Source organism: Streptomyces sp. NBC_01241, from assembly GCF_041435435.1.
In the GTDB taxonomy this organism is placed as follows: domain Bacteria; phylum Actinomycetota; class Actinomycetes; order Streptomycetales; family Streptomycetaceae; genus Streptomyces.
The window spans coordinates 4,381,031-4,400,332 of sequence record NZ_CP108494.1 but is presented as its reverse complement, the minus strand read 5'-3'; the positions used below and the strand labels follow the sequence as shown (position 1 = coordinate 4,400,332).

The window sequence follows — 19,302 nt, the reverse complement described above, 5'->3', positions numbered from 1 at the left end:
TCCACATCATTTTCGGCAAGAGATCCGCTGTGTACGTGTCCCGGGACAGCTTTTCCCAAGACACGTCAGGCCACTGTAAGCAGGACCTGTGCATCCGCACGCCAATCTTTACATCCGGCAAAACGGACCTCCGGTGCGAGGCGTGCGGAGTCGCGGCGCGAGCTGTACCCAGCACTCCCTCCTCGGTGACACCATGACGCAGTGACCCACGCACGGCAGCAATCCACGCACCCTCCCATCCAGGTCATCGCCCACCGGGGCGCGTCCGACGACGCTCCCGAGCACACCCTGGCCGCCTACCGGAAGGCGATCGAGGACGGCGCCGATGCCCTGGAGTGTGATGTACGCCTCACCGCCGACGGTCACCTCGTCTGCGTACACGACCGCCGGGTGAACCGCACCTCCAACGGCCGCGGCGCCGTCTCCGCACTGGAGCTCTCCGAGCTCGCCGCCCTCGACTTCGGTTCCTGGAAGGACCGCGAGGAGTCGGAGTCCCCGGACTGGGACCCGGTGCCGGGGGAGCTCACGTCCGTACTCACCCTGGAACGGCTGCTCGAACTGGTCACCGAGACGCGGGCCGCCGGGCGCCCGCTCCAGCTGGCCATCGAGACCAAGCACCCGACCCGCTGGGCGGGCCAGGTCGAGGAGCGGCTGCTGCACCTGCTGAAGCGCTTCGAACTCGACGCGCCGCCGGCCGACGGCCCGTCACCGGTGCGGATCATGAGCTTCTCGGCACGCTCCCTGCACCGCATCCAGGTCGCCTCACCCACCCTGCCCGCCGTCTATCTGATGCAGTTCGTCTCGCCACGTCTGCGTGACGGGCGGCTGCCGGCGGGGGCGCGGATCGCCGGTCCGGGGATGCGGATCGTACGCAGTCACCCCGGCTACATCGAGCGCCTGCACCGTGCGGGCCATCGCGCACACGTCTGGACGGTCGACGAACCAGAGGACGTGGAGCTCTGCATCGACCTCGGAGTCGAGGCGATCATCACGAACCGCCCGAAGCAGGTTCTGTCACAACTGGGACGCTCTTAACATCAGTTACACGGAGTGCACCGGCGCATTCGAACCGTATTCGATCGTTTCGAGTGCGTCACTGGCAGGCGATTGGCCGGTTTCCGGTCCAGCCCAGGGGGGCATCCACTCCGTGGCGTGGGGCAAAGGAGGTCTCGGGGGTGGCGTTGGTGGTGGCACAGGAAGTGCCCACGTCGTCGAGCATGGCCGTACCCCATGGTCCTGCGGGCGTGGGTCAGGCGCGGCACCGGATGCGTGAGCAATTGCGCAACTACGGGGTGTCGGATTCGGTCGTCGACGATGCTGTATTGATCCTTTCCGAACTACTCAGCAACGCCTGCCGGCATGGCAGGCCACTGGGGCGGCACACCGATGTGGGTGAAGGCGACATCCGCGCCGCGTGGCGCATGGACCGAACGGGCGGGCTGACCGTCGAAGTGACGGACGGAGGCGGTCCGACCCGACCGATTCCTGCCACACCGTCGGTGACGGCGCGCGGCGGCCGCGGGCTCAACATCATCAGCGCGCTCGCCGAGGAATGGGGCGTACGCGACAGCGTTTCCGGCGAAGTCACCGTGTGGGTCCTCGTCAGCGAGGGGCACGGGCGGGTGTCGGGAGTAGCGGGTGTACCGGGCCTCGACGGGCTGGGCTTCGCGGACGCCTTCGACGACGTGGGCTGACGTTCCCGCCCAGGCGCGGACACGGGAGTGTGCGACGGCTGCGGTACGAGCAAGGGTGCGGGAGTATGCGACGGCTGCGGTACGCAGCACACGCACCGGCACACGCACCGGCACACGGATCGGCACACGCACCGGCACACGGATCGGTGGGCGGATCGGTGGGCGGATCGGTGGGCGGATCGGCGGGCGGATCGGCGGGCGGATCGGCGGGCGGACGCACAAGCGCCCAGGCCGGCGGGCATACACGCGGGCGTTCCGTACCTCCGCAACCGCCGGGCGGGCGGGCGCATGTGCCCCGGACGCGACACGGGCCGCTAGGCTCGCGGCCCAGACCGCACTGTCGCAATCGGGAGAAAGCCCACCATGGCCAAGAAGCGCCCTCAGACCAAGGCCGGGAAGCAGCAGCTCAAGGATGGCGAGATCCCGGTGGTGGGGGCTCGCGAGCCCTGCCCGTGCGGTTCGGGCCGCCGCTACAAGGCGTGCCACGGCCGCGCCGCCGCCCAGGCCGTGACCGAGCTCGTCCACCGGCCCTTCGAGGGGCTGGCCGGTGAGTGCGACTGGGTCGCTCTGCGCGAGCTGGTGCCCGCCGCCACGGTCGAGCTGACTCTGAAGGACGGACTGCCCGAGGGCGTGCCCTCGGTGACGCTCGCGACCGTCCTTCCGATGGCATGGCCGGCGCTCCGCCGCGACGACGGTTCGGTGCTGCTCGCCCTGCAGAACGACACCCCGTCCGGTGACCTCAGCCGCGACCTCGCGGACACGCTGCAGCGGGCGCTGGTCGCCGATCCCGGTTCGCCCGTGGCCGCCCGGCGCGCACCGGCGGAAGGTCCGCGGCTGCAGGACCTGCTCGACCCCGGCGCGACGTTCGAGCCCGTGGTCCACTCCGGCTTCGAGTTCTGGGTTCCGGACGCGGAGAACGCCACGCCCGAGGTGTCCGCGTCCCTGGAGCGGGCGAACGAGGCGGCGATCCCGACATCGCGACTCTCCGGCGTGGACGCCGCGTACTGGTGCGAGACCCCGGAGAAGAACCACCTGCGCTGGGTCATGCCCCACCCCGAGGAGCAGCTCCTCGACGCACTCGCCCGGCTGCACGCCGCCGGCACGTCGTCGCTGGGCGAGGGGACGCGGCTGGTCGGCTCCTTCCGGGCGCACGGGCTGATGGTCCCGGTCTGGGATCTGCCGAGTGCGATGGGGGCCGCGGAGTGCGAGAAGCCCGCGGCCGAGCTCGCCGAGCGGCTGACCGCGGCGCTCGCTTCGGACGCTCCGCTCACCGCCGAGGAGCGGCGGGCCCGCGGCGGGCTCACCAACCGCCAAGTGACGCTCAGCTGACAGTGACGATTCCCGGGGCCATGCGGTGATGCACGTCACAACTCCCCGCACTCGCAGGTAAATCGCTGTCCGAATACATGAGATCGAATTTGCGAACGGCAGATCTCTTGTTACCGTTCTAGAAGCCCGGTCGCTGGTGCATCCCCCGTCGCCAGCGACCGGGCATCCTCATTTCCGGATACGGCGCACAGCGCACGACGCGGCGCACGAGCCCGCGCACATCCCCCTCTCGCCGGTACGCCCCCCCGGGGGGGCCACCGAGCCTCTCCGTCCCCGACCGCCGCGGCTCCACAGCACCTGCGCGCCACCGTCAACCCGGCACGCCAGAGCCCGGATTGACGGTACGCCCACCCTTCACAGCGGCCGCACACCCGGAAATGCTTCGCGCATAGCCTCCCGCAGAGTTATTCGAATAGATTTTCGAGGAATCCCTCGGGGGATTCGGAAGATCCATCAGAAAGCCCTGCACCGGCCCCCTTCACACCGGCCCACTTTGCAGCGGCAGACTTTGTATGGGCCGACAAGAGAACGAGGGTGAGAGAACCGGGGCGGAGAGAGGATCCGGAAAAGTCTCACGGCCTCATCCCCAGACACCTGTCGCCCCCATTGACCCGTGGATACCTGCCACTACTGACGACAGGTATCGGTTCCGCCCGAATTCCTGATGACCTGACGGGGATATCTACGGAATATGAACGTCCCGGCCTCGCGCGCCCCTTTTGTTACGGTGACTCGGGTCGGCTCACACCCGAAGGAATGAGCCGACCGCGTGTCCCGCGCGTCAGTAGGCGAGCCGACTGCCGCCGTCCGGCGCTCCGTTGCTCGCCTCGACGAGCGCGTCGAGCACCGCACCCACATCCGGCAGCCACGGCGCGGCGGGCCCGAGGACGGGGACGGAGGCTCCCCGGTTCGAGCCCGGCCGGGGGCCCGCCGCGGGAGCCCGCTCCCAGCGCACCTGCCCCGCGCCCACCTCGGACGGCGGGAGAACGAGATAGCCGCCCTCGCCATGGAACCGCAGCGAACTGGGCACCCAGTCCTGGGCGTGCAGCAGCTCACCGAGCCGTTCGAGGGTGTACGGGGCGACCAGCAGCGACCACCGGGTCGGCGTCGCCACCACGGGGCCGAGCCGCGTGCCCATCCGGTCCAGCTCGGCCAGCGCCCGGGCGGCGGCCACGGCCGGCAGGCTCAGCGCGCACGGGGCACGACCGCCGGTGGCCAGCACGATCGGAGCGGTGGGGCGGTTCGTCCACCACCAGCGCACCATCCGTTCGTCGGTGGTCGCCGCGAGGAGACCGGGATCGAAGGGGTGTGCGCCGGGTACGACGCACTCGGGATCGGGACAGGCGCAGCCACGGCCGCGGTCACCGCGGCCACCGGCCGCCTCCGGTCCCACTCCGGGGAGCACGGGCCACTGCCATGCGGTGGCACAGGTCAGGACCGCGTCGAGCTGGGCGGGCCTTCCCCTGCGCCGGAGCCGGAGCCGGAGCCGGAGCCTGCGTCGCCTACCGAGGATCTCGCGCATGAGCGCTCGTTCCTTTCCGTTGAACGCCGAGGGTCCACATCACACCACGTGCACGTCACAACACGTGTTCGTCAATTCACTGTGCGTACATGCTCTTCAAATCTGCGGTACGGGTGGGTCGTCGGTACCGAGCATGGGCCGAGCCTGGTCGAGCAGAGGCGAGACGGATCCGGATACGATCATGGCGGGGAGCGGCGCACGTATCGCGCCTGTCGTCCCACGGTGCAGACCCCGCCACTCGGGGGTGGGGCGCGGCCGTCACAAGAGAGGACGTCCGGGCCCGCTGCCGGGTTCCGGGGCGATCAGAACTGCCCCTGGTCATCATCGATTACGTACCCAGCACGCCCGAAATGACGCTTCCTCCGGGACTTCACCCGGAGAACACCCCTTGTCGGGCACACCCAGTCGACCGCAAATAGCCGCCACAGGGTGCGTTTTTCAGCCAACTTGACAGTAGCTCGGACACCATAAATCCCGCAGGGACAATGCTGGACATCGCGTTACTTGTACGTGTACATGTGGATGCTACGTGTACATGTGGATGCACTGATAGCGGCGCAGAATGACATGGGGGTTTGCGATGCTATTCAACGAATCGCACCGGCGGGAAAGCCGACTGCCATGAGCGCCCCGCACCTGCCAAAAGTGGCTGGAATCGATCCCGTGGTTCCTGTTTCAGCGCACACTGTCGATTCTCTGTCCGGAGTGTCGGCCGCCCCCGGAGGCTTCATCCAGGACCGGCTGGCCGCCTGGATCTCCGATCTCACCACGCTCCACGAACTCACCGAGCGACTGGCCAGAACCAGCACGCTCGACGACGCCCTGCACGAACTGCTGGACGCCGGAGCCGCCCTGGTCGGCGCCCGTCGCGGACTGGTCGTGTTCGAACCGTCCGACCGCCGCGGCCCCGTCAGCACCATTGGCCTCGGCCTCGCCCACGCAGAGCTCGGACACCTTGAGACAGTGCCGCGCAGCGCCACCTCCTACGGCCGGATCCTGGAAGGCCTCCCGAACGCTGAAAGCGCCCTGACCACCCCCGATCTGCTCGGCGACAGCAGCCTCGACCCCCACCGCCGCGAGGTCGCCGCCCGGCTCGGATACGCCGCCAGCCACGCCCTGCCGCTCACCGCCGAAGCGACCGGCAGGCTCGGTGCCGCCGTCTGGTTGTACGACGAACCCGCCGAACCGCTGGAACGTCAACGCCATCTCCTCGGCCTCTACGCCGGACACGCGGGCGAGCATCTGGCCAGGCTGCTGGAACTGGAGCGGGCCAGGGCCGATGTCGCCACCATCACGGAGGAGCTGCTGCCCACCCGGCTGCCCCGGGTCCCCGGCGTACAGCTGGCCGCCCGCCATCGCACGGCACCGCAGGGCGGCGGCGACTGGTACGACGCGCTGGCGCTGCCGGAAGGCGCACTCGGTCTCGCCGTGGGCTCGGTCAACGGCTCCGGGCCGAGCGCCCTGGCCGCCATGGGCCGGCTCCGCGCCGGCCTGCGGGCGTACGCCGTGATGGAGGGCGAAGATCCGGTCGCCGTGCTCTCCGATCTGGAGCTGCTGCTGCGGCTGACCGAACCCGCCCGTTCCGCGACTGCCCTGTTCGCCTACTGCGAACCCGCCCGCCGCACGATCCTCCTGGCCGGCGCCGGCCACACCCCGCCGCTCGTGATCGGTGACCGGCGCACCGAGTTCATCGAGACCTCGGTCTCCGCGCCGCTGGGCATGCTCGCCTGCTGGGAAGCGCCCAGCGTGGAGATCATCCCGGCGCCCGGCGAGACCGTACTCCTCTACACCGACGGGCTGCTGCGCCGGACCGGCGACTCGATGGACCGGGCGTTCGCACGGCTCCACTCCGCGGCGGCGCGCGTACCGAAGGCGCTGCGTGACGACGCCGGATCCGTCGCCGACCACGTACTGCGGACCGTCCTGCCCGACGGGCTCGACCAGGACGACAGCGCCGAGGACGTGGTCGTTCTGGCCGCGCGCTTCGAGTGAGAGCGCAACGGCCCGCCCCGGCCGACTCGTACGGCCCGCTCCCGGCCGGGCTCGGTGTAACAGCTCTTCCGGCCCTGTGCCCCCTTCCGTACGCCCGTACGATGGACGGGGTCCAGTGTCGTATCAAGGAGAAACAAATCGTGGCTGAGGAGCTCATCCCGGAGACCCCGGAGACCGAGGAAGAAGAAACGGTCAAGCAGCGGAAGAACGGCCTGTACCCGGCCGTCTCCGATGAACTCGCCGCGAACATGAAGTCCGGTTGGGCCGATACGGAACTCCACGGCCTCGAACCGATCGCCCAGGCCGAGCACACCGCCGCCCGCCGCGCCGCGCTCTCCGCGCGCTTCCCCGGTGAGCGTCTGGTCATTCCCGCGGGCAACCTGAAGACCCGCTCCAATGACACCGAGTACGCCTTCCGCGCCTCCACCGAGTACGCGTACCTCACCGGCGACCGGACCCAGGACGGCGTCCTCGTCCTGGAGCCGACCGAGGACGGGCACGAGGCGACCATCCACCTGCTGCCGCGCTCCAACCGCGAGAACGGCGAGTTCTGGCTCGACGGCCAGGGCGAGCTGTGGGTGGGCCGCCGTCACTCCCTCGCCGAGGCCGAGCAGCTGCTGGGCATCCCGGCGAAGGACGTGCGCGAGCTGACGGCCGCGCTGACCGAGGCCACCGGCCCCGTCCGTAACGTCCGCGGCCACGACACCGGCATCGAGGCCGCGCTGACCGACAAGGTCACCGCCGAGCGCGACGAGGAACTGCGCGTCTTCCTCTCCGAGGCCCGACTGGTCAAGGACGCCTTCGAGATCGCCGAGCTGCAGAAGGCCTGCGACGCCACCGCACGCGGCTTCGAGGACGTCGTGAAGGTCCTCGACAAGGCCGAGGCCACCAGCGAGCGCTACATCGAGGGCACCTTCTTCCTGCGCGCCCGCATCGAGGGCAACGACATCGGCTACGGCTCGATCTGCGCCGCCGGCCCGCACGCCACCACCCTGCACTGGGTACGCAACGACGGCCCGGTACGCTCCGGCGAGCTGCTGCTGCTCGACGCCGGTGTGGAGACCAACGACCTCTACACCGCCGACGTGACGCGCACCCTTCCGATCAACGGCACGTTCACGCCGCTGCAGCGGAAGATCTACGACGCCGTGTACGAGGCGCAGGAGGCCGGCATCGCGGCCGTCAAGCCCGGCGCCGACTACCGCGACTTCCACGACGCGGCACAGCGCGTACTCGCCGAGAAGCTCGTCGAGTGGGGCCTGCTGGGCGACCTGTCCGTGGACAAGGTCCTGGAGCTGGGCCTCCAGCGCCGCTGGACGCTCCACGGCACCGGCCACATGCTCGGCATGGACGTCCACGACTGCGCCGCCGCACGCACCGAGACGTACGTCAACGGCACGCTGGAGCCCGGCGTCTGCCTCACGGTCGAGCCCGGTCTGTACTTCCAGGCCGACGACCTGACCGTGCCCGAGGAGTACCGGGGCATCGGTGTCCGGATCGAGGACGACATCCTCGTCACCGAGGACGGCAACCGGAACCTCTCCGACAAGCTGCCGCGCCGGGCCGACGAGGTCGAGGCGTGGATGGCGCAGCTCAAGGGCTGATCCGAACGGCCCGGCCTGCCCGGCAGGCCCGGTCACGGGTTCCACGCGCCGAAGGGCGCCCCGCTCAGGACACCATGAGCAGGGCGTCCTTCCGCCATTTCAGGACCTTGTCGAAGCTCACCACGGCTCCACAGCCGGGACGGTTGCCGAAGTGCACATGGTCGGCGAGCTGCTCGATCAGACAGAGCCCCCGGCCGTCCTCCGCGCCGAGCGGCGGGTACTGCAGGGGATCGCGCTGCTGCGCGGACGTGCGCAGCGTCCGCCTGGCGGGGAAACCCGGCCCCGAATCGGCGACTTCGATACGGCACTTCTCGCCGTCCAGATAGGCGGTGACCCGGTACTGCCCGGAGGCCGTCCCGGGCAGCTCGTCCCATACGTCCCACGGATCCCGGTCGTCGCTCTGCTCACCCTGGACCCTGTGGTCGCCGCCGTGCTCAACGGCGTTCGCACAGGCCTCGGTGAGCGCGACCGACAGGTCGAAGGAGATCTCCGGATCCACGCCCGCGGTCTCCATCGTGCCCAGCAGGAAACGCCGGGCGAGCGGAACGCTCGCAGCCTCGCGCCGCAAATGGAGGGACCACCAGATGCTCATGCTCCAGCCTCCTGGCTGCGGCTCGACATACCGATACGTATTGCCGCGCAGGGGCGTTCGTAAGCACAGACCGGATGTGAGACCGCTCATTCGGCGGATACCAGCACTCCGTACACCCGTGTATGCCGAACCCGGCTGATCTCACCGCCCGGTGTCCGAACCCGGCCACAGCAGCCCCGACCGCATCCCATCGGATGGAAGGTGACCTTCCGGACCTGCCGTACGGAGGCCCCAGGCGCGGTGCGATGATGGCCCCGCCATGTCTATGCCTGTCGCACGCGCGGGAGCCGGTCTGCGGCTTCTGAGGGCCGCGGTGTTCACCGCGGTCTGCATCGCGCTGTCCGCGGCAGGTCACTCCCTGGCTTCCTGCGCGGCCGTTCCCTGGTGGACCCTGCTCGCCGGATTCCTGGGGGTCTTCGCGGTGGTGGCACCGCTCGCCGGACGCGAGCGCTCGCTGCCGTCCATCGTCGCCGCACTGGCCGGCGGACAGGTCGCCCTGCACACCCTCTTCGGCGTGGGGACGCACCCCGCCCCGACGGACACCGCGGCGGGCGAGGACCCACTGATCCGGTTCGCGGCCGGCCTCGTGTGCGGCATGGGCCCGGCGCAGTTGAACGCCGCCGAAGCGCACCGCATCGTCACCACCGCGGGCATCGACCCGGCGTCGGTGGTGCCCCGGGGCCACCAGCACATGGCCTCCACAGCCGTCTCGGACCCGGCCGGCCTCGCCGGTCTGCTGCCCAGCCTGCCCATGCTGCTCGGCCACCTGCTGGCCGCCGTGGCCAGCGGCTGGCTGCTGCGGCGCGGCGAGATCGCCCTGTTCCGGCTGGCCCGGCTCTCCGCACACGGCGCCCAACAGGTCGCCGCCGGGGCCCGGCTGCGTGCGCTGCGCGCCGCGCTCGCGCTCGTGAACGCCCTGCGCGCCGGACTTCCCGGCGGCCCGGCGACCGGGCCGCGCACCCTCCGTACCGCGGCCGACGCCCCGGCTCCCGCTACCGGGGACCCGTTGCAGCACATGGTGATCAGGCGCGGGCCGCCACCCGCATACGCACTCGCAGCCTGACGCGACACCCTCCGCCCGATGCACGCACCACTGACGTACGCACCACTCGACGCACGGACCACCCGGCGCACGGACCACCCGGCGCGTTCGAGCCGGTGTCGCACCAGTCGGTGCCGTACACGTTGTGCACGTACGCCGCATGTGGGGAAGAGGTGTCGCGATGCCGTCGCGCACCCGCGCGCCGGACCACCTTTTCTTCGTGCCTTTGTGGAGTGATCCCTGTCATGAACGTTTCCCGCATCGCCCTCGCCGGCGGCGTCGCCGCGTCCACCGTCCTGATCCTCGCCGGTACGGCCTCCGCGCACGTCAGCGTGCAGCCGCAGGGCGAGGCCGCCAAGGGCGGCTACGCCACCGTCAACTTCAAGGTCCCCAACGAGCGCGACAACGCCTCGACGACCAAGGTCGAGGTCAACTTCCCGACCGACCACCCGCTGGCCTCCGTCATGCCGCAGGCCGTGCCCGGCTGGGACATCCAGGTCACCAAGAGCAAGCTGGCCAAGCCGCTGGACATGCACGGCCAGAAGATCAACGAGGCCGTTTCCAAGGTCACCTGGACCGCCACGGGCGACAAGAACGACCGCGGCATCCGCCCGGGCGACTTCCAGCAGTTCCCGCTCTCCATCGGCCAGCTTCCCGAGGACACCGACCAGTTGGTGTTCAAGGCCATCCAGACGTACGACAACAAGGAAGTCGTCCGCTGGATCGAGGAGCAGAAGGACGGGGCCGAGGAGCCCGAGAGCCCGGCACCGGTCCTCAAGCTGACCGCGGCGACCGCCGGCGAGCACGGCGCGAGCGCCGGCGACAAGAGCGGTGCCGACGCCACCGCGCAGACCGCGGACAAGCAGACGACGGCCGCGGCAGCCGCGTCCTCCAGCGACACCACGGCCCGCGTCCTCGGCATCGTCGGCATCGTCATCGGCATCGCGGGTGTCGCCTTCGGCGTCCTCGCAGGCCGACGCCGCGTCGCCTGACCAAAGCCCACCAGTCCCACGCAGCAACTAGCTCCCGGATCTCCACCAGTCCCACAGCCCTACCGACCCATCAGGAATCAGTGCTCCATGCGTAAGAAAACTGTGCTGGCCGCGGCGTTCGTCGCCGCGGCCGCACTCACCCTGTCCGCCTGCGGCGGCAGCGACGACAGCGGCGCGAAGAAGCCCATCGCCGATGTGTCCGTCCAGCCCAAGACCAAGGCCGCGACGGTGCTCGACCAGCCGTTCACCAAGCCCGACCTCGTCCTCACCGACACCCACGGCAAGAAGTACGACCTCCGCGCGCAGACCAAGGGCAAGCCGACGCTGATCTACTTCGGCTACACCAACTGCCCCGACGTCTGCCCGCTCATCATGAGCAACATCGCCATCGCCAAGAAGTCGCTCCCCGAGGCCGACCAGGAAAAGCTCCAGGTCGTCTTCGTGACGACCGACCCCGAACGGGACACCCCGTCCTCGCTCGGCAGCTGGCTCAAGTCCCAGGACGCCTCCTTCATCGGCCTCACCGGCGACTTCCCGACCATCCAGGCGGGCGCACGCCAGATCGGCATCGGCATCGACGCCCCGAAGAAGGAGAAGGACGGCACGGTCGTCTCGATGCACGGCTCCCAGGTCATCGCGTTCTCCCCGAAGACCGACCAGGGATACCTCTTGTACAGCGAGGACACCTCGCCCGACGACTACACCAAGGACCTCCCCAAGATCATCAAGGGGGAGACTCCGTGAACCGCCGCACCACCCTCGTCGGCGTCGTCGCCCTCGCCACCGGGCTGACGCTGGCCGGGTGCTCGTCCTCGGACAGCAAACCCGAACTGAAGGTGACCGGCGCGTTCATGCCGCAGCCCGTCAGCGACATGGCAGCCGGATTCCTCGTCGTACAGAACAGCGGTGGCACCTCCGACCGGCTCACCTCGGTCACCAGCTCCCTCTCGGACGACATCACGATCCACGAGACGAAAAACCAGACGATGCGCATGGTGACGTCCTTCGACGTACCCGCGGGCGGCGAGCTGGATCTGGAACGCGGTGGAAGCCACATCATGTTCATGAAGCTCAAGCAGCAGCCCAAGCGGGGCGAAAGCGTACCCGTGGAGCTGCACTTCGAGAAGGCCGACCCGATAAAGGTCGACCTTCCCGTGAAGGAGACCACCTACAACCCGAAGAAGCAGTGAGGGACTGACTCGCCATGACAGCCGCCACCGCCCCGCACTTCGGACCGCCCCCGGCCGCTCCCGCACCGCGCCGACTGCTTGCCGCGGCCGCACTCCTCGCCACCCTCGTCGGCATGGTGTTCGGCCTGCTGCTCGGCGGCGCGGGCCCCGCGTCCGCGCATGCCGCACTCACCGGGAGCGATCCGCAGGACGGGGCGGTGGTCGACACCGCACCCAAGCAGGTCACGCTCACCTTCTCCGAACAGGTCGCCATGAGCGACAGTTCCGTCAGGGTCCTGGACCCCGACGGCAAACGCGCCGACACCGGCGCCGCACCGCGTGATCTGCAGAGCGGCTCCACCGTGAAATACGGAGTCTCACTGCACAGCGGACTGCCCGACGGCACGTACACCGTCGCCTGGCAGGCCGTCTCCGCGGACAGCCACCCCGTCTCGGGCGCCTTCACCTTCTCCATCGGAGCCCCCTCCAAGACCACCGTCGCCCTCCCCACGAGCGAGGCCGGGGGCGGCCTCGTCGGCACCCTCTACGGCATCGCGCGCTACGCCGCGTACGCGGGTTTCATCCTGCTGGCCGGTGGCGCGGCCTTCGTGCTGGCCTGCTGGCAGCGCGGGGCCGGCGCACGCCCGCTGCAACGCCTGGTCGTACGCGGCTGGATGACCCTCACCGTGGCCACCCTGGCCATGCTGCTCCTGCGCAACCCGTACACCGGCTCCGGGAAACTGGCGGACGCCTTCGACCTCGACGGCCTGACGGCCGTGCTCGACACCAAGCCCGGGGCAGCGCTCGTATCCCGGCTGCTGCTGCTCGGCGCTTCCGCGCTCTTCATCGCCGTGTTGTTCGGGGCGTACGCGAAGCGTGAGGACGAGCGCGAGAAGAAGGACCTCACCTTCGGACTGGCCATCGGCGGCACCGTGATCGCCGCCGGGATCGCCGGGACCTGGGCACTCGCCGAACATGCCTCGACCGGGATCCAGCCCGGCATCGCCATGCCGGTCGACGTGCTCCACCTGCTGGCCGTCGCCGCCTGGCTGGGCGGGCTGACGGCCCTGCTGGTCGCGCTGTACCGGACGCCGGACATCGGAGCGGCTGCCGTACGACGCTTCTCCCGGGTCGCGTTCGGCAGCGTGCTCGTGCTCGCGGCCACCGGGATCTACCAGTCCTGGCGCCAGGTCGGCACCTGGTCCGCGCTGAGCGGCACCGGCTACGGACAACTGCTGCTCGTGAAGGTGGGGCTCGTCGCCGTCCTGATCGGGATCGCCTGGATCTCGCGCCGCTGGACCGCACGGCTGGTCACGAGCAGCGCCGACGTGGTGGGAGCAGAGGCGGAGGTCGGGGCCGGGGCCGACGTCGCGGTCGAGGAGTCCCGGACCCCGGCCACACCGTCGTCCGCCGTCGAGGACCCCGCGCGGGCGGCTCAGCTCGCCCGGCAGCGGGCCGCCGTCGCCACCGCCGAGAAGAAGCGGGTCCGCGATGCCGACCCCGACCGGTCCGGGCTGCGCCGTTCGGTGCTGGCGGAAGTCGGGGTCGCCGTGGCGCTGTTGGCCGTGACGACCGTGCTGACCTCGACCGAGCCGGGACGTACCGAGGAGGAAGCGGCCCGCGGCTCGACGGCGGCAGCCGCCCCGGCAGTCGAAGGCCCGGTCAATCTGACGCTGCCCTTCGACACGGGCGGCCAGAACGGCAAGGGAACGGTACGGATGGACGTCGAGCCCGCCCGTACCGGTGCCAATGAGATCCACATCTGGGTCGACAGCACCGACGGCAAGGCCATGGACGTCCCCGAACTGAAGCTCGCCTTCACTCTGGAGTCCAAGGACATCGGCCCGCTTCCCGTCACCCCGGTCCGGCTCACCGAGGGCCACTGGACCGCGAGCGGCGTCCAGATCCCGATGGCGGGCACCTGGAAGGTGGCGGTGACCGTACGTACGTCGGACATCGATCAGACGACCATCGACAAGAACGTGAAGATCGGCTGAGCAGCATCGTGAGTGGAAACAGCGCAATCAGCGGAACGAGCGGAGCCAGCAGGTCCGGCGGGTCCGGCGCGAAAAGCCGCAGGACCTCCCCCGGCAATGGCAAGACCTCCGCAGGCAGCAGGGACGGCGAAGCGCCCGGCAGCGGTGCCATCTCCCGGCGGCGGCTGCTCGGCAGCGCCGGTGCGGCCGGTGCGACCGGGCTGGTCCTGGGCGTGGCAGGCGGTGCTACCGGCTATGCCGCGACCCGGCCCGACGAGCCGACCGCGCTGACCGCGGTCGGCTCCACCCGGTTGATGTTTCACGGGAAACATCAACCGGGGATCACCACTCCGCTTCAGGCACGCGGCCATCTCGTCGCCTTCGATCTGGCGCCCGGCGCGGGACGGAAGGAAGCAGCTGCCCTGATGCGCCGGTGGTCGGCCGTGGCCGGCCGGCTGATGGCCGGTGAACCCGCCGACAGCGGTGCTGCGGACGGCGCGGGCCATGACACCGGGATCGCGCTGGATGCCGGACCGTCCTCGCTGACCGTCACCTTCGGATTCGGCCGCACCTTCTTCGAACGCACGGGCCTGGTCGGCCACCGGCCACCGGGACTCGACCCGCTGCCGCCCTTCTCCTCCGACCACATCGACGCCAAGCGCTCCGACGGTGACCTCTGGGTACAGATCGGCGCCGACGACGCACTCGTCGCCTTCCACGCGCTGCGTGCCGTGCAGAAGGAGGCCGCCCCGGCCGCCAGGGTCCGCTGGCAGATGAACGGCTTCAACCGCAGCCCCGGCGCCACCGCGCGGCCGATGACCGCCCGCAACCTGATGGGCCAGATCGACGGCACCAACAACCCCGAGCCCGCCGAGAGCGACTTCGACCGGCGCATCTTCGTCACGGACGGGACGGACAAGAAGCACGACTGGCTGGCCGGCGGCTCGTACGCCGTCGTACGCCGGATCAGGATGCTGCTCGACGACTGGGAGAAGCTCCCGGTCGAACGGCAGGAACAGGTCATAGGGCGCCGCAAGAAGGACGGATCTCCGCTGAGCGGCGGCACCGAGACCACCGCGATGGACCTCGACAAGGCGGGCCCCGACGGCAAGCTCCTGATCCCGGACAACGCCCACGCCCGGATCTCCTCCCCCGAGAAGAACAGCGGCGCGGCCATGCTGCGGCGCCCCTTCTCGTACCACGACGGCATCGCGGCGGACGGCACGCCGGACGCGGGGCTGCTGTTCATCTGCTGGCAGGCGGATCCGCTGCGGGGGTTCGTTCCGGTGCAGCGCAAGCTCGACCGGGGCGATGCCCTGTCGCCGTTCATCCGGCACGAGGCCAGCGGCCTGTTCGCGGTGCCGGGCGGTGCGGCGGACGGCGAGTACGTGGGGCAGCGGCTCCTGGAGTCCTGAGCGACCGGGGCGCATTAGGGTGACGGTATGTCCGCCACGCGCTACGCATATCTCGGCCCCGAAGGCACCTTCACCGAGGTCGCCCTCCGTACGCTCCCGGAAGCCGCCACCCGCGAACTCGTCCCGATGGTCTCCGTACCGGTGGCTCTGGACGCGGTGCGCAACGGCGAGGCCGCGGCAGCACTCGTACCGATCGAGAACTCGGTGGAAGGCGGCATCACCGCGACGCTCGACGAGCTGACCACCGGCGCACCGCTGATGATCTACCGCGAGGTGCTGCTCTCCATCAGCTTCGCGCTGCTGGTGCGGCCCGGTACCAAGCTGTCGGACGTCAAGTCGGTCACCGCGCATCCGGCCGCGCAGCCGCAGGTGCGCAACTGGATGGCCGCCCATCTCCCGGACGCCGTGTGGGAGTCCGCGGCCTCCAACGCCGATGGCGCCCGGCTGGTGCAGGAGGGCCGGTACGACGCCGCCTTCGCCGGTGAGTTCGCGGCGGCGACCTACGGGCTCGAACCGCTGGTGACCGAGATCCATGACGCGGTGAACGCGCAGACCCGGTTCGTCCTGGTGGGCCGTCCGGCCCGGCCGGCGGCGCCGACGGGTGCGGACAAGACGTCGGTGGTCATCTGGCTGGGCGAGGACCACCCCGGCGCGCTGCTCGAACTGCTCCAGGAGTTCGCGGTGCGCGGGGTGAACCTGATGCTGATCCAGTCGCGGCCGACGGGGGCCGGAATCGGGAACTACTGCTTCGCGGTGGACGCCGAGGGGCACATCTCGGACCGCCGGGTCGGCGAGGCGTTGATGGGACTGAAGCGGATCTGTCCGAAGGTGCGGTTCCTCGGGTCGTACCCACGGGCCGGGGTGGCGCGGGAGGACGTACGGCCGCTGCGGGCGGGTACGTCGGACGCGGAGTTCATGGAGGCCTCCGACTGGCTGGCCCGCAATCTGGACGGGCGGGGCTGACGGTCCGGGGCCGGTGGTCATGGACCGGTGGTCATGGACCGGTGGTCATGGACCGGCGGTCATGGACCGGCGGTCCGGGGCCGTCGTTCATAGGCCGACGTACGCGGATCGGCGGTCGTGGGCGGGGAAGCGCGGGGCAGGGCAGGGCAGGGCAGGGCAGATCCAGTGGTACGGGCCGCCACGGATGTCGGCCCGTACGCACCATCAGTACCGCGGCGCGTCCGCACAGCCACCAGTGACCATCTGCCGATCCGAGAATCCGCCGATCCGTTCTGCCGATTCTCGGCATCCACAGAGTTATCCACAGGGGTGGTTCTCGACCTGGGGACAAGTCGACACTCACCAGCACCCCAATGCGACATGGTCGACATATCGCTCCAGTCACCCCAGGTGCATCCACAGGCCGACAGGTCACGCCGGAAGCCCTGTGTCGCACCAATTCCGTTGATCAACTCTTCAGGATGGAGAATTCCCACCCGAACGAGCGTCTGAAGCGGGTTTGAGCGGGTAATCCGTGAGCCCCGAAGCGACTTTCGGAACGATCTCCTCCGGTATCCACAACTCTTCTTCACAGCCTGTGGATAACTCTGAGAAGCAGCCGCGCCTGTGGACAAGCGAGCGTCAACTGCCCTTCCAGGCAAGGAAGATACGTCAAGGCGGCCGACGCCTTCCGCCCCCTTTTAGGGGAATAAGCTCTTTTTTATTGACAGCCGAGAACAGTCGGAATCAGCCGCGCTCGATCGGGATCGAGTTCAGTCAATGCCCCACCCATCAGCATTACTAATTCGGTCAATTCGGGCAAAATGACACGCCTGGCAATATCGGTTCGAGCTGGAGAAGCACACACCGGTAGCCTGGAGGGGTGATTGACCTTCGCCTGCTCCGTGAGGACCCCGACCGTGTTCGCGCCTCCCAGCGCGCCCGTGGAGAGGACGTCGCGCTCGTCGACGCCCTCCTCTCCGCCGACGAGCGGCGCAGGTCGTCCGGTGTCCGCTTCGACGAACTCCGCTCCGAGCAGAAGGCGCTCGGCAAGCTCATCCCCAAGGCTTCGCCCGAGGAGCGCACCGAGCTCCTGAAGAAGGCCGAGCAGCTGAAGGCCGACGTCAAAGCGGCCGACTCGGCACAGGACGAAGCCGACGCAGAGGCCAAGCGCCTGCTGCTCCAGCTCGGCAACATCGTCCACGAGGACGTGCCGATCGGCGGCGAGGAGGACTTCGTCGTCCTGGAGACACACGGCACGATCCGTGACTTCGGGGCCGAGGGCTTCGAGCCCAAGGACCACCTTGAGCTCGGCGAGATGCTCGGCGCCATCGACATGGAACGCGGCGCCAAGGTCTCCGGTTCGCGCTTCTACTACCTGACGGGTGTCGGCGCGCTGCTGGAGCTCGCCCTCGTCAACGCGGCGATCGCGCAAGCCACCGAAGCCGGATTCGTCCCGATGCTGACGCCGGCGCTGGTCCGCCCGCGCGCCATGGAAGGCACCGGTTTCCTCGGCCAGGCCGCGGAGAACGTGTACCACCTGGAGAAGGACGACTACTACCTGGTCGGCACCTCCGAGGTCCCGCTCGCCGCCTACCACATGGACGAGATCATCGAGGCCGACAAGCTGCCGCTGCGGTACGCGGGCTTCTCGCCGTGCTTTCGCCGCGAGGCCGGTACGTACGGCAAGGACACCCGAGGCATCTTCCGCGTCCACCAGTTCGACAAGGTCGAGATGTTCTCGTACGTCGACCCGGCGGACGCCGAGGCCGAGCACCGCAGGCTCCTGGACTGGGAGAAGCAGTGGCTCACCGCTCTTGAGCTGCCCTTCCAGGTGATCGATGTCGCCACCGGCGATCTGGGGGCCTCGGCCTCCCGGAAGTTCGACTGCGAAGCGTGGATCCCGACGCAGGGCAAGTACCGCGAGCTGACGTCCGCATCGAACTGCGACAGCTTCCAGGCGCGCCGCCTGTCCGTCCGGATGCGCGAAACCCGCGACGGCAAAAAGGTCCTCCAGCCGCTGGCCACACTGAACGGCACGCTCTGCGCCGTACCGCGCACGATCGTGGCGATCCTGGAGAACCACCAGCTGGCCGACGGATCGGTGCGGGTGCCGGAGGTGCTCCGGCCGTACCTGGGCGGGCGCGAGGTTCTGGAACCGGTCGCCAAGTGACCTTTCCGTACAAGCTCATCGCGACCGATCTCGACGGCACGCTGCTGCGTAACGACGAGACGGTCTCCGAACGCACCCGTGCGGCGCTGTCCGCGGTCACCGCGGCCGGTGCCGCACACATCATCGTCACCGGCCGCGCGGTTCCGTGGACCCGGCACATCCTGGACGACCTGCACTACGAGGGGCTCGCGGTCTGCGGCCAGGGCGCGCAGGTCTACCACGCGGGCGAACGCAAGCTGCTGACCTCGCTGACGCTGGACCGGCAGCTCGCCGGTCTCGCGCTGTCCAAGGTCGAGGCCGAGGTCGGCCCGTTGGCACTGGCGGCGAGCCGCGACGGGCTCGACGGCGATGTGCTGGTCGGTCCCGGCTACCGCGTACAGGAAAGTCCCCTTCCGGCCGTCTTCGCCGAGGACCCGGCCGAGTTGTGGTCGGCCCCCCTGAACAAGGTGTACATCCAGCATCCCGATCTCGACGACGACGCACTGGCGAAGGCCGCGCGAGCGGCTGTCGGGAATCTGGTGGACGTGGTCATGGCCGGTCCGGGCGTGGTGGAGATCCTGCCTCTGGGACTGAGCAAGGCGACCGGCCTCTCGCTGGCCGCGCGCCGGCTGGGTGTGACGGCCGCGGACACCCTGGCCTTCGGCGACATGCCGAACGACATCCCGATGTTCGCCTGGGCGCAGCGGGGTGTCGCGATGGCCAACGCGCATGCGGATCTGAAGGCCGTGGCCCAGGAGATCACCGCGTCCAACGAGGACGACGGCATAGCTGTGGTGCTGGAGCAGCTGCTGTAGCCGTACGGGTACCCGTACGGCTGGTCGTACTCGACGGCGCTGGGCTGGTCGTACTCGACGGCGCTG

General features: G+C 69.6%; 16 protein-coding genes. 14 read left to right on the top strand and 2 right to left on the bottom strand.

All coding sequences use genetic code 11. The features are described from left to right. The first annotated feature begins 201 nt into the window (after window positions 1–201). The 3 genes from OG306_RS19575 (at window position 202) to OG306_RS19565 (ending at window position 3,023) form a co-directional block, all read left to right on the top strand. Window positions 202–1,035 carry a glycerophosphodiester phosphodiesterase gene (locus OG306_RS19575; RefSeq protein ID WP_266747394.1) on the top strand — a complete coding sequence of 278 codons (834 nt, stop codon included), beginning with the start codon at window positions 202–204 and terminating at the stop codon, window positions 1,033–1,035. Between the two features lie 53 nt (window positions 1,036–1,088). Beyond that, window positions 1,089–1,694 (top strand): ATP-binding protein, encoded by a 606-nt coding sequence (locus OG306_RS19570; protein ID WP_266747393.1) that lies wholly within the window; start codon window positions 1,089–1,091, stop codon window positions 1,692–1,694. A 363-nt stretch (window positions 1,695–2,057) separates the two neighbouring features. Continuing rightward, complete coding sequence (locus tag OG306_RS19565; protein ID WP_266747392.1) at window positions 2,058–3,023, top strand: DUF5926 family protein; 966 nt, start codon at window positions 2,058–2,060, stop codon at window positions 3,021–3,023. Between the two features lie 781 nt (window positions 3,024–3,804). On the opposite strand, the gene OG306_RS19560 is transcribed toward OG306_RS19565, so the two are convergent. Further along, window positions 3,805–4,545: a bifunctional DNA primase/polymerase gene (locus tag OG306_RS19560; RefSeq protein ID WP_266747391.1), complete on the bottom strand. Its 741-nt coding sequence runs from the start codon at window positions 4,543–4,545 to the stop codon at window positions 3,805–3,807. Between the two features lie 567 nt (window positions 4,546–5,112). On the opposite strand from OG306_RS19560, the gene OG306_RS19555 reads away from it, so the two are divergent. Then, entirely contained in the window at window positions 5,113–6,537 is a 1,425-nt protein-coding gene (locus OG306_RS19555; RefSeq protein ID WP_266747390.1) for a PP2C family protein-serine/threonine phosphatase, read from the top strand. A 140-nt stretch (window positions 6,538–6,677) separates the two neighbouring features. Continuing rightward, entirely contained in the window at window positions 6,678–8,141 is a 1,464-nt protein-coding gene (locus tag OG306_RS19550; RefSeq protein WP_266747389.1) for an aminopeptidase P family protein, read from the top strand. A gap of 64 nt (window positions 8,142–8,205) precedes the next feature. Here OG306_RS19550 and OG306_RS19545 read toward each other — a convergent pair whose 3' ends face one another. Next, on the bottom strand, window positions 8,206–8,733 hold the full coding sequence (locus OG306_RS19545; RefSeq protein ID WP_266747388.1) for an ATP-binding protein: 528 nt from the start codon (window positions 8,731–8,733) through the stop codon (window positions 8,206–8,208). A 259-nt stretch (window positions 8,734–8,992) separates the two neighbouring features. On the opposite strand from OG306_RS19545, the gene OG306_RS19540 reads away from it, so the two are divergent. From OG306_RS19540 to OG306_RS19500, 9 genes are all read left to right on the top strand, one after another. Continuing rightward, the gene (locus OG306_RS19540) at window positions 8,993–9,796 is read left to right on the top strand and encodes a hypothetical protein (protein ID WP_266747387.1); all 804 of its coding nucleotides are present in this window, start codon (window positions 8,993–8,995) and stop codon (window positions 9,794–9,796) included. Window positions 9,797–10,020: 224 nt separating this feature from the next. Further along, window positions 10,021–10,767, top strand: coding sequence for a YcnI family copper-binding membrane protein (locus tag OG306_RS19535; protein ID WP_266906043.1), 747 nt, complete (start codon window positions 10,021–10,023; stop codon window positions 10,765–10,767). Window positions 10,768–10,854: 87 nt separating this feature from the next. Beyond that, window positions 10,855–11,511 carry an SCO family protein gene (locus tag OG306_RS19530; RefSeq protein ID WP_266747385.1) on the top strand — a complete coding sequence of 219 codons (657 nt, stop codon included), beginning with the start codon at window positions 10,855–10,857 and terminating at the stop codon, window positions 11,509–11,511. Next, window positions 11,508–11,957 (top strand): copper chaperone PCu(A)C, encoded by a 450-nt coding sequence (locus OG306_RS19525; protein ID WP_266747384.1) that lies wholly within the window; start codon window positions 11,508–11,510, stop codon window positions 11,955–11,957. Before OG306_RS19530 ends, OG306_RS19525 begins: the two co-directional genes overlap by 4 nt. Window positions 11,958–11,971: 14 nt before the next feature. Next, window positions 11,972–13,933 (top strand): copper resistance CopC/CopD family protein, encoded by a 1,962-nt coding sequence (locus tag OG306_RS19520; RefSeq protein WP_266906045.1) that lies wholly within the window; start codon window positions 11,972–11,974, stop codon window positions 13,931–13,933. A 149-nt stretch (window positions 13,934–14,082) separates the two neighbouring features. After that, entirely contained in the window at window positions 14,083–15,327 is a 1,245-nt protein-coding gene (gene efeB, locus OG306_RS19515; protein WP_266752311.1) for an iron uptake transporter deferrochelatase/peroxidase subunit, read from the top strand. Between the two features lie 27 nt (window positions 15,328–15,354). Continuing rightward, a complete protein-coding gene (pheA, locus tag OG306_RS19510) occupies window positions 15,355–16,290 on the top strand; it encodes a prephenate dehydratase (protein WP_266747382.1) in 936 nt (311 codons plus the stop codon). Between the two features lie 862 nt (window positions 16,291–17,152). Beyond that, window positions 17,153–18,442, top strand: coding sequence for a serine--tRNA ligase (gene serS / locus OG306_RS19505; protein ID WP_266747381.1), 1,290 nt, complete (start codon window positions 17,153–17,155; stop codon window positions 18,440–18,442). After that, on the top strand, window positions 18,439–19,236 hold the full coding sequence (locus OG306_RS19500) for an HAD family hydrolase (protein WP_266747380.1): 798 nt from the start codon (window positions 18,439–18,441) through the stop codon (window positions 19,234–19,236). Before serS ends, OG306_RS19500 begins: the two co-directional genes overlap by 4 nt. The last annotated feature ends 66 nt before the right edge of the window (window positions 19,237–19,302 follow it).

Bases quoted from the DNA above. Each gene is read 5' to 3' on its own strand.
- OG306_RS19565 (WP_266747392.1), top strand. From the start codon at position 2,058: ATGGCCAAGAAGCGCCCTCAGACCAAGGCCGGGAAGCAGCAGCTCAAG.
- OG306_RS19560 (WP_266747391.1), bottom strand. From the start codon at position 4,545: ATGCGCGAGATCCTCGGTAGGCGACGCAGGCTCCGGCTCCGGCTCCGG.
- OG306_RS19555 (WP_266747390.1), top strand. From the start codon at position 5,113: ATGGGGGTTTGCGATGCTATTCAACGAATCGCACCGGCGGGAAAGCCG.
- OG306_RS19545 (WP_266747388.1), bottom strand. From the start codon at position 8,733: ATGAGCATCTGGTGGTCCCTCCATTTGCGGCGCGAGGCTGCGAGCGTT.
- OG306_RS19540 (WP_266747387.1), top strand. From the start codon at position 8,993: ATGTCTATGCCTGTCGCACGCGCGGGAGCCGGTCTGCGGCTTCTGAGG.
- OG306_RS19535 (WP_266906043.1), top strand. From the start codon at position 10,021: ATGAACGTTTCCCGCATCGCCCTCGCCGGCGGCGTCGCCGCGTCCACC.
- OG306_RS19530 (WP_266747385.1), top strand. From the start codon at position 10,855: ATGCGTAAGAAAACTGTGCTGGCCGCGGCGTTCGTCGCCGCGGCCGCA.
- OG306_RS19520 (WP_266906045.1), top strand. From the start codon at position 11,972: ATGACAGCCGCCACCGCCCCGCACTTCGGACCGCCCCCGGCCGCTCCC.
- pheA (WP_266747382.1), top strand. From the start codon at position 15,355: ATGTCCGCCACGCGCTACGCATATCTCGGCCCCGAAGGCACCTTCACC.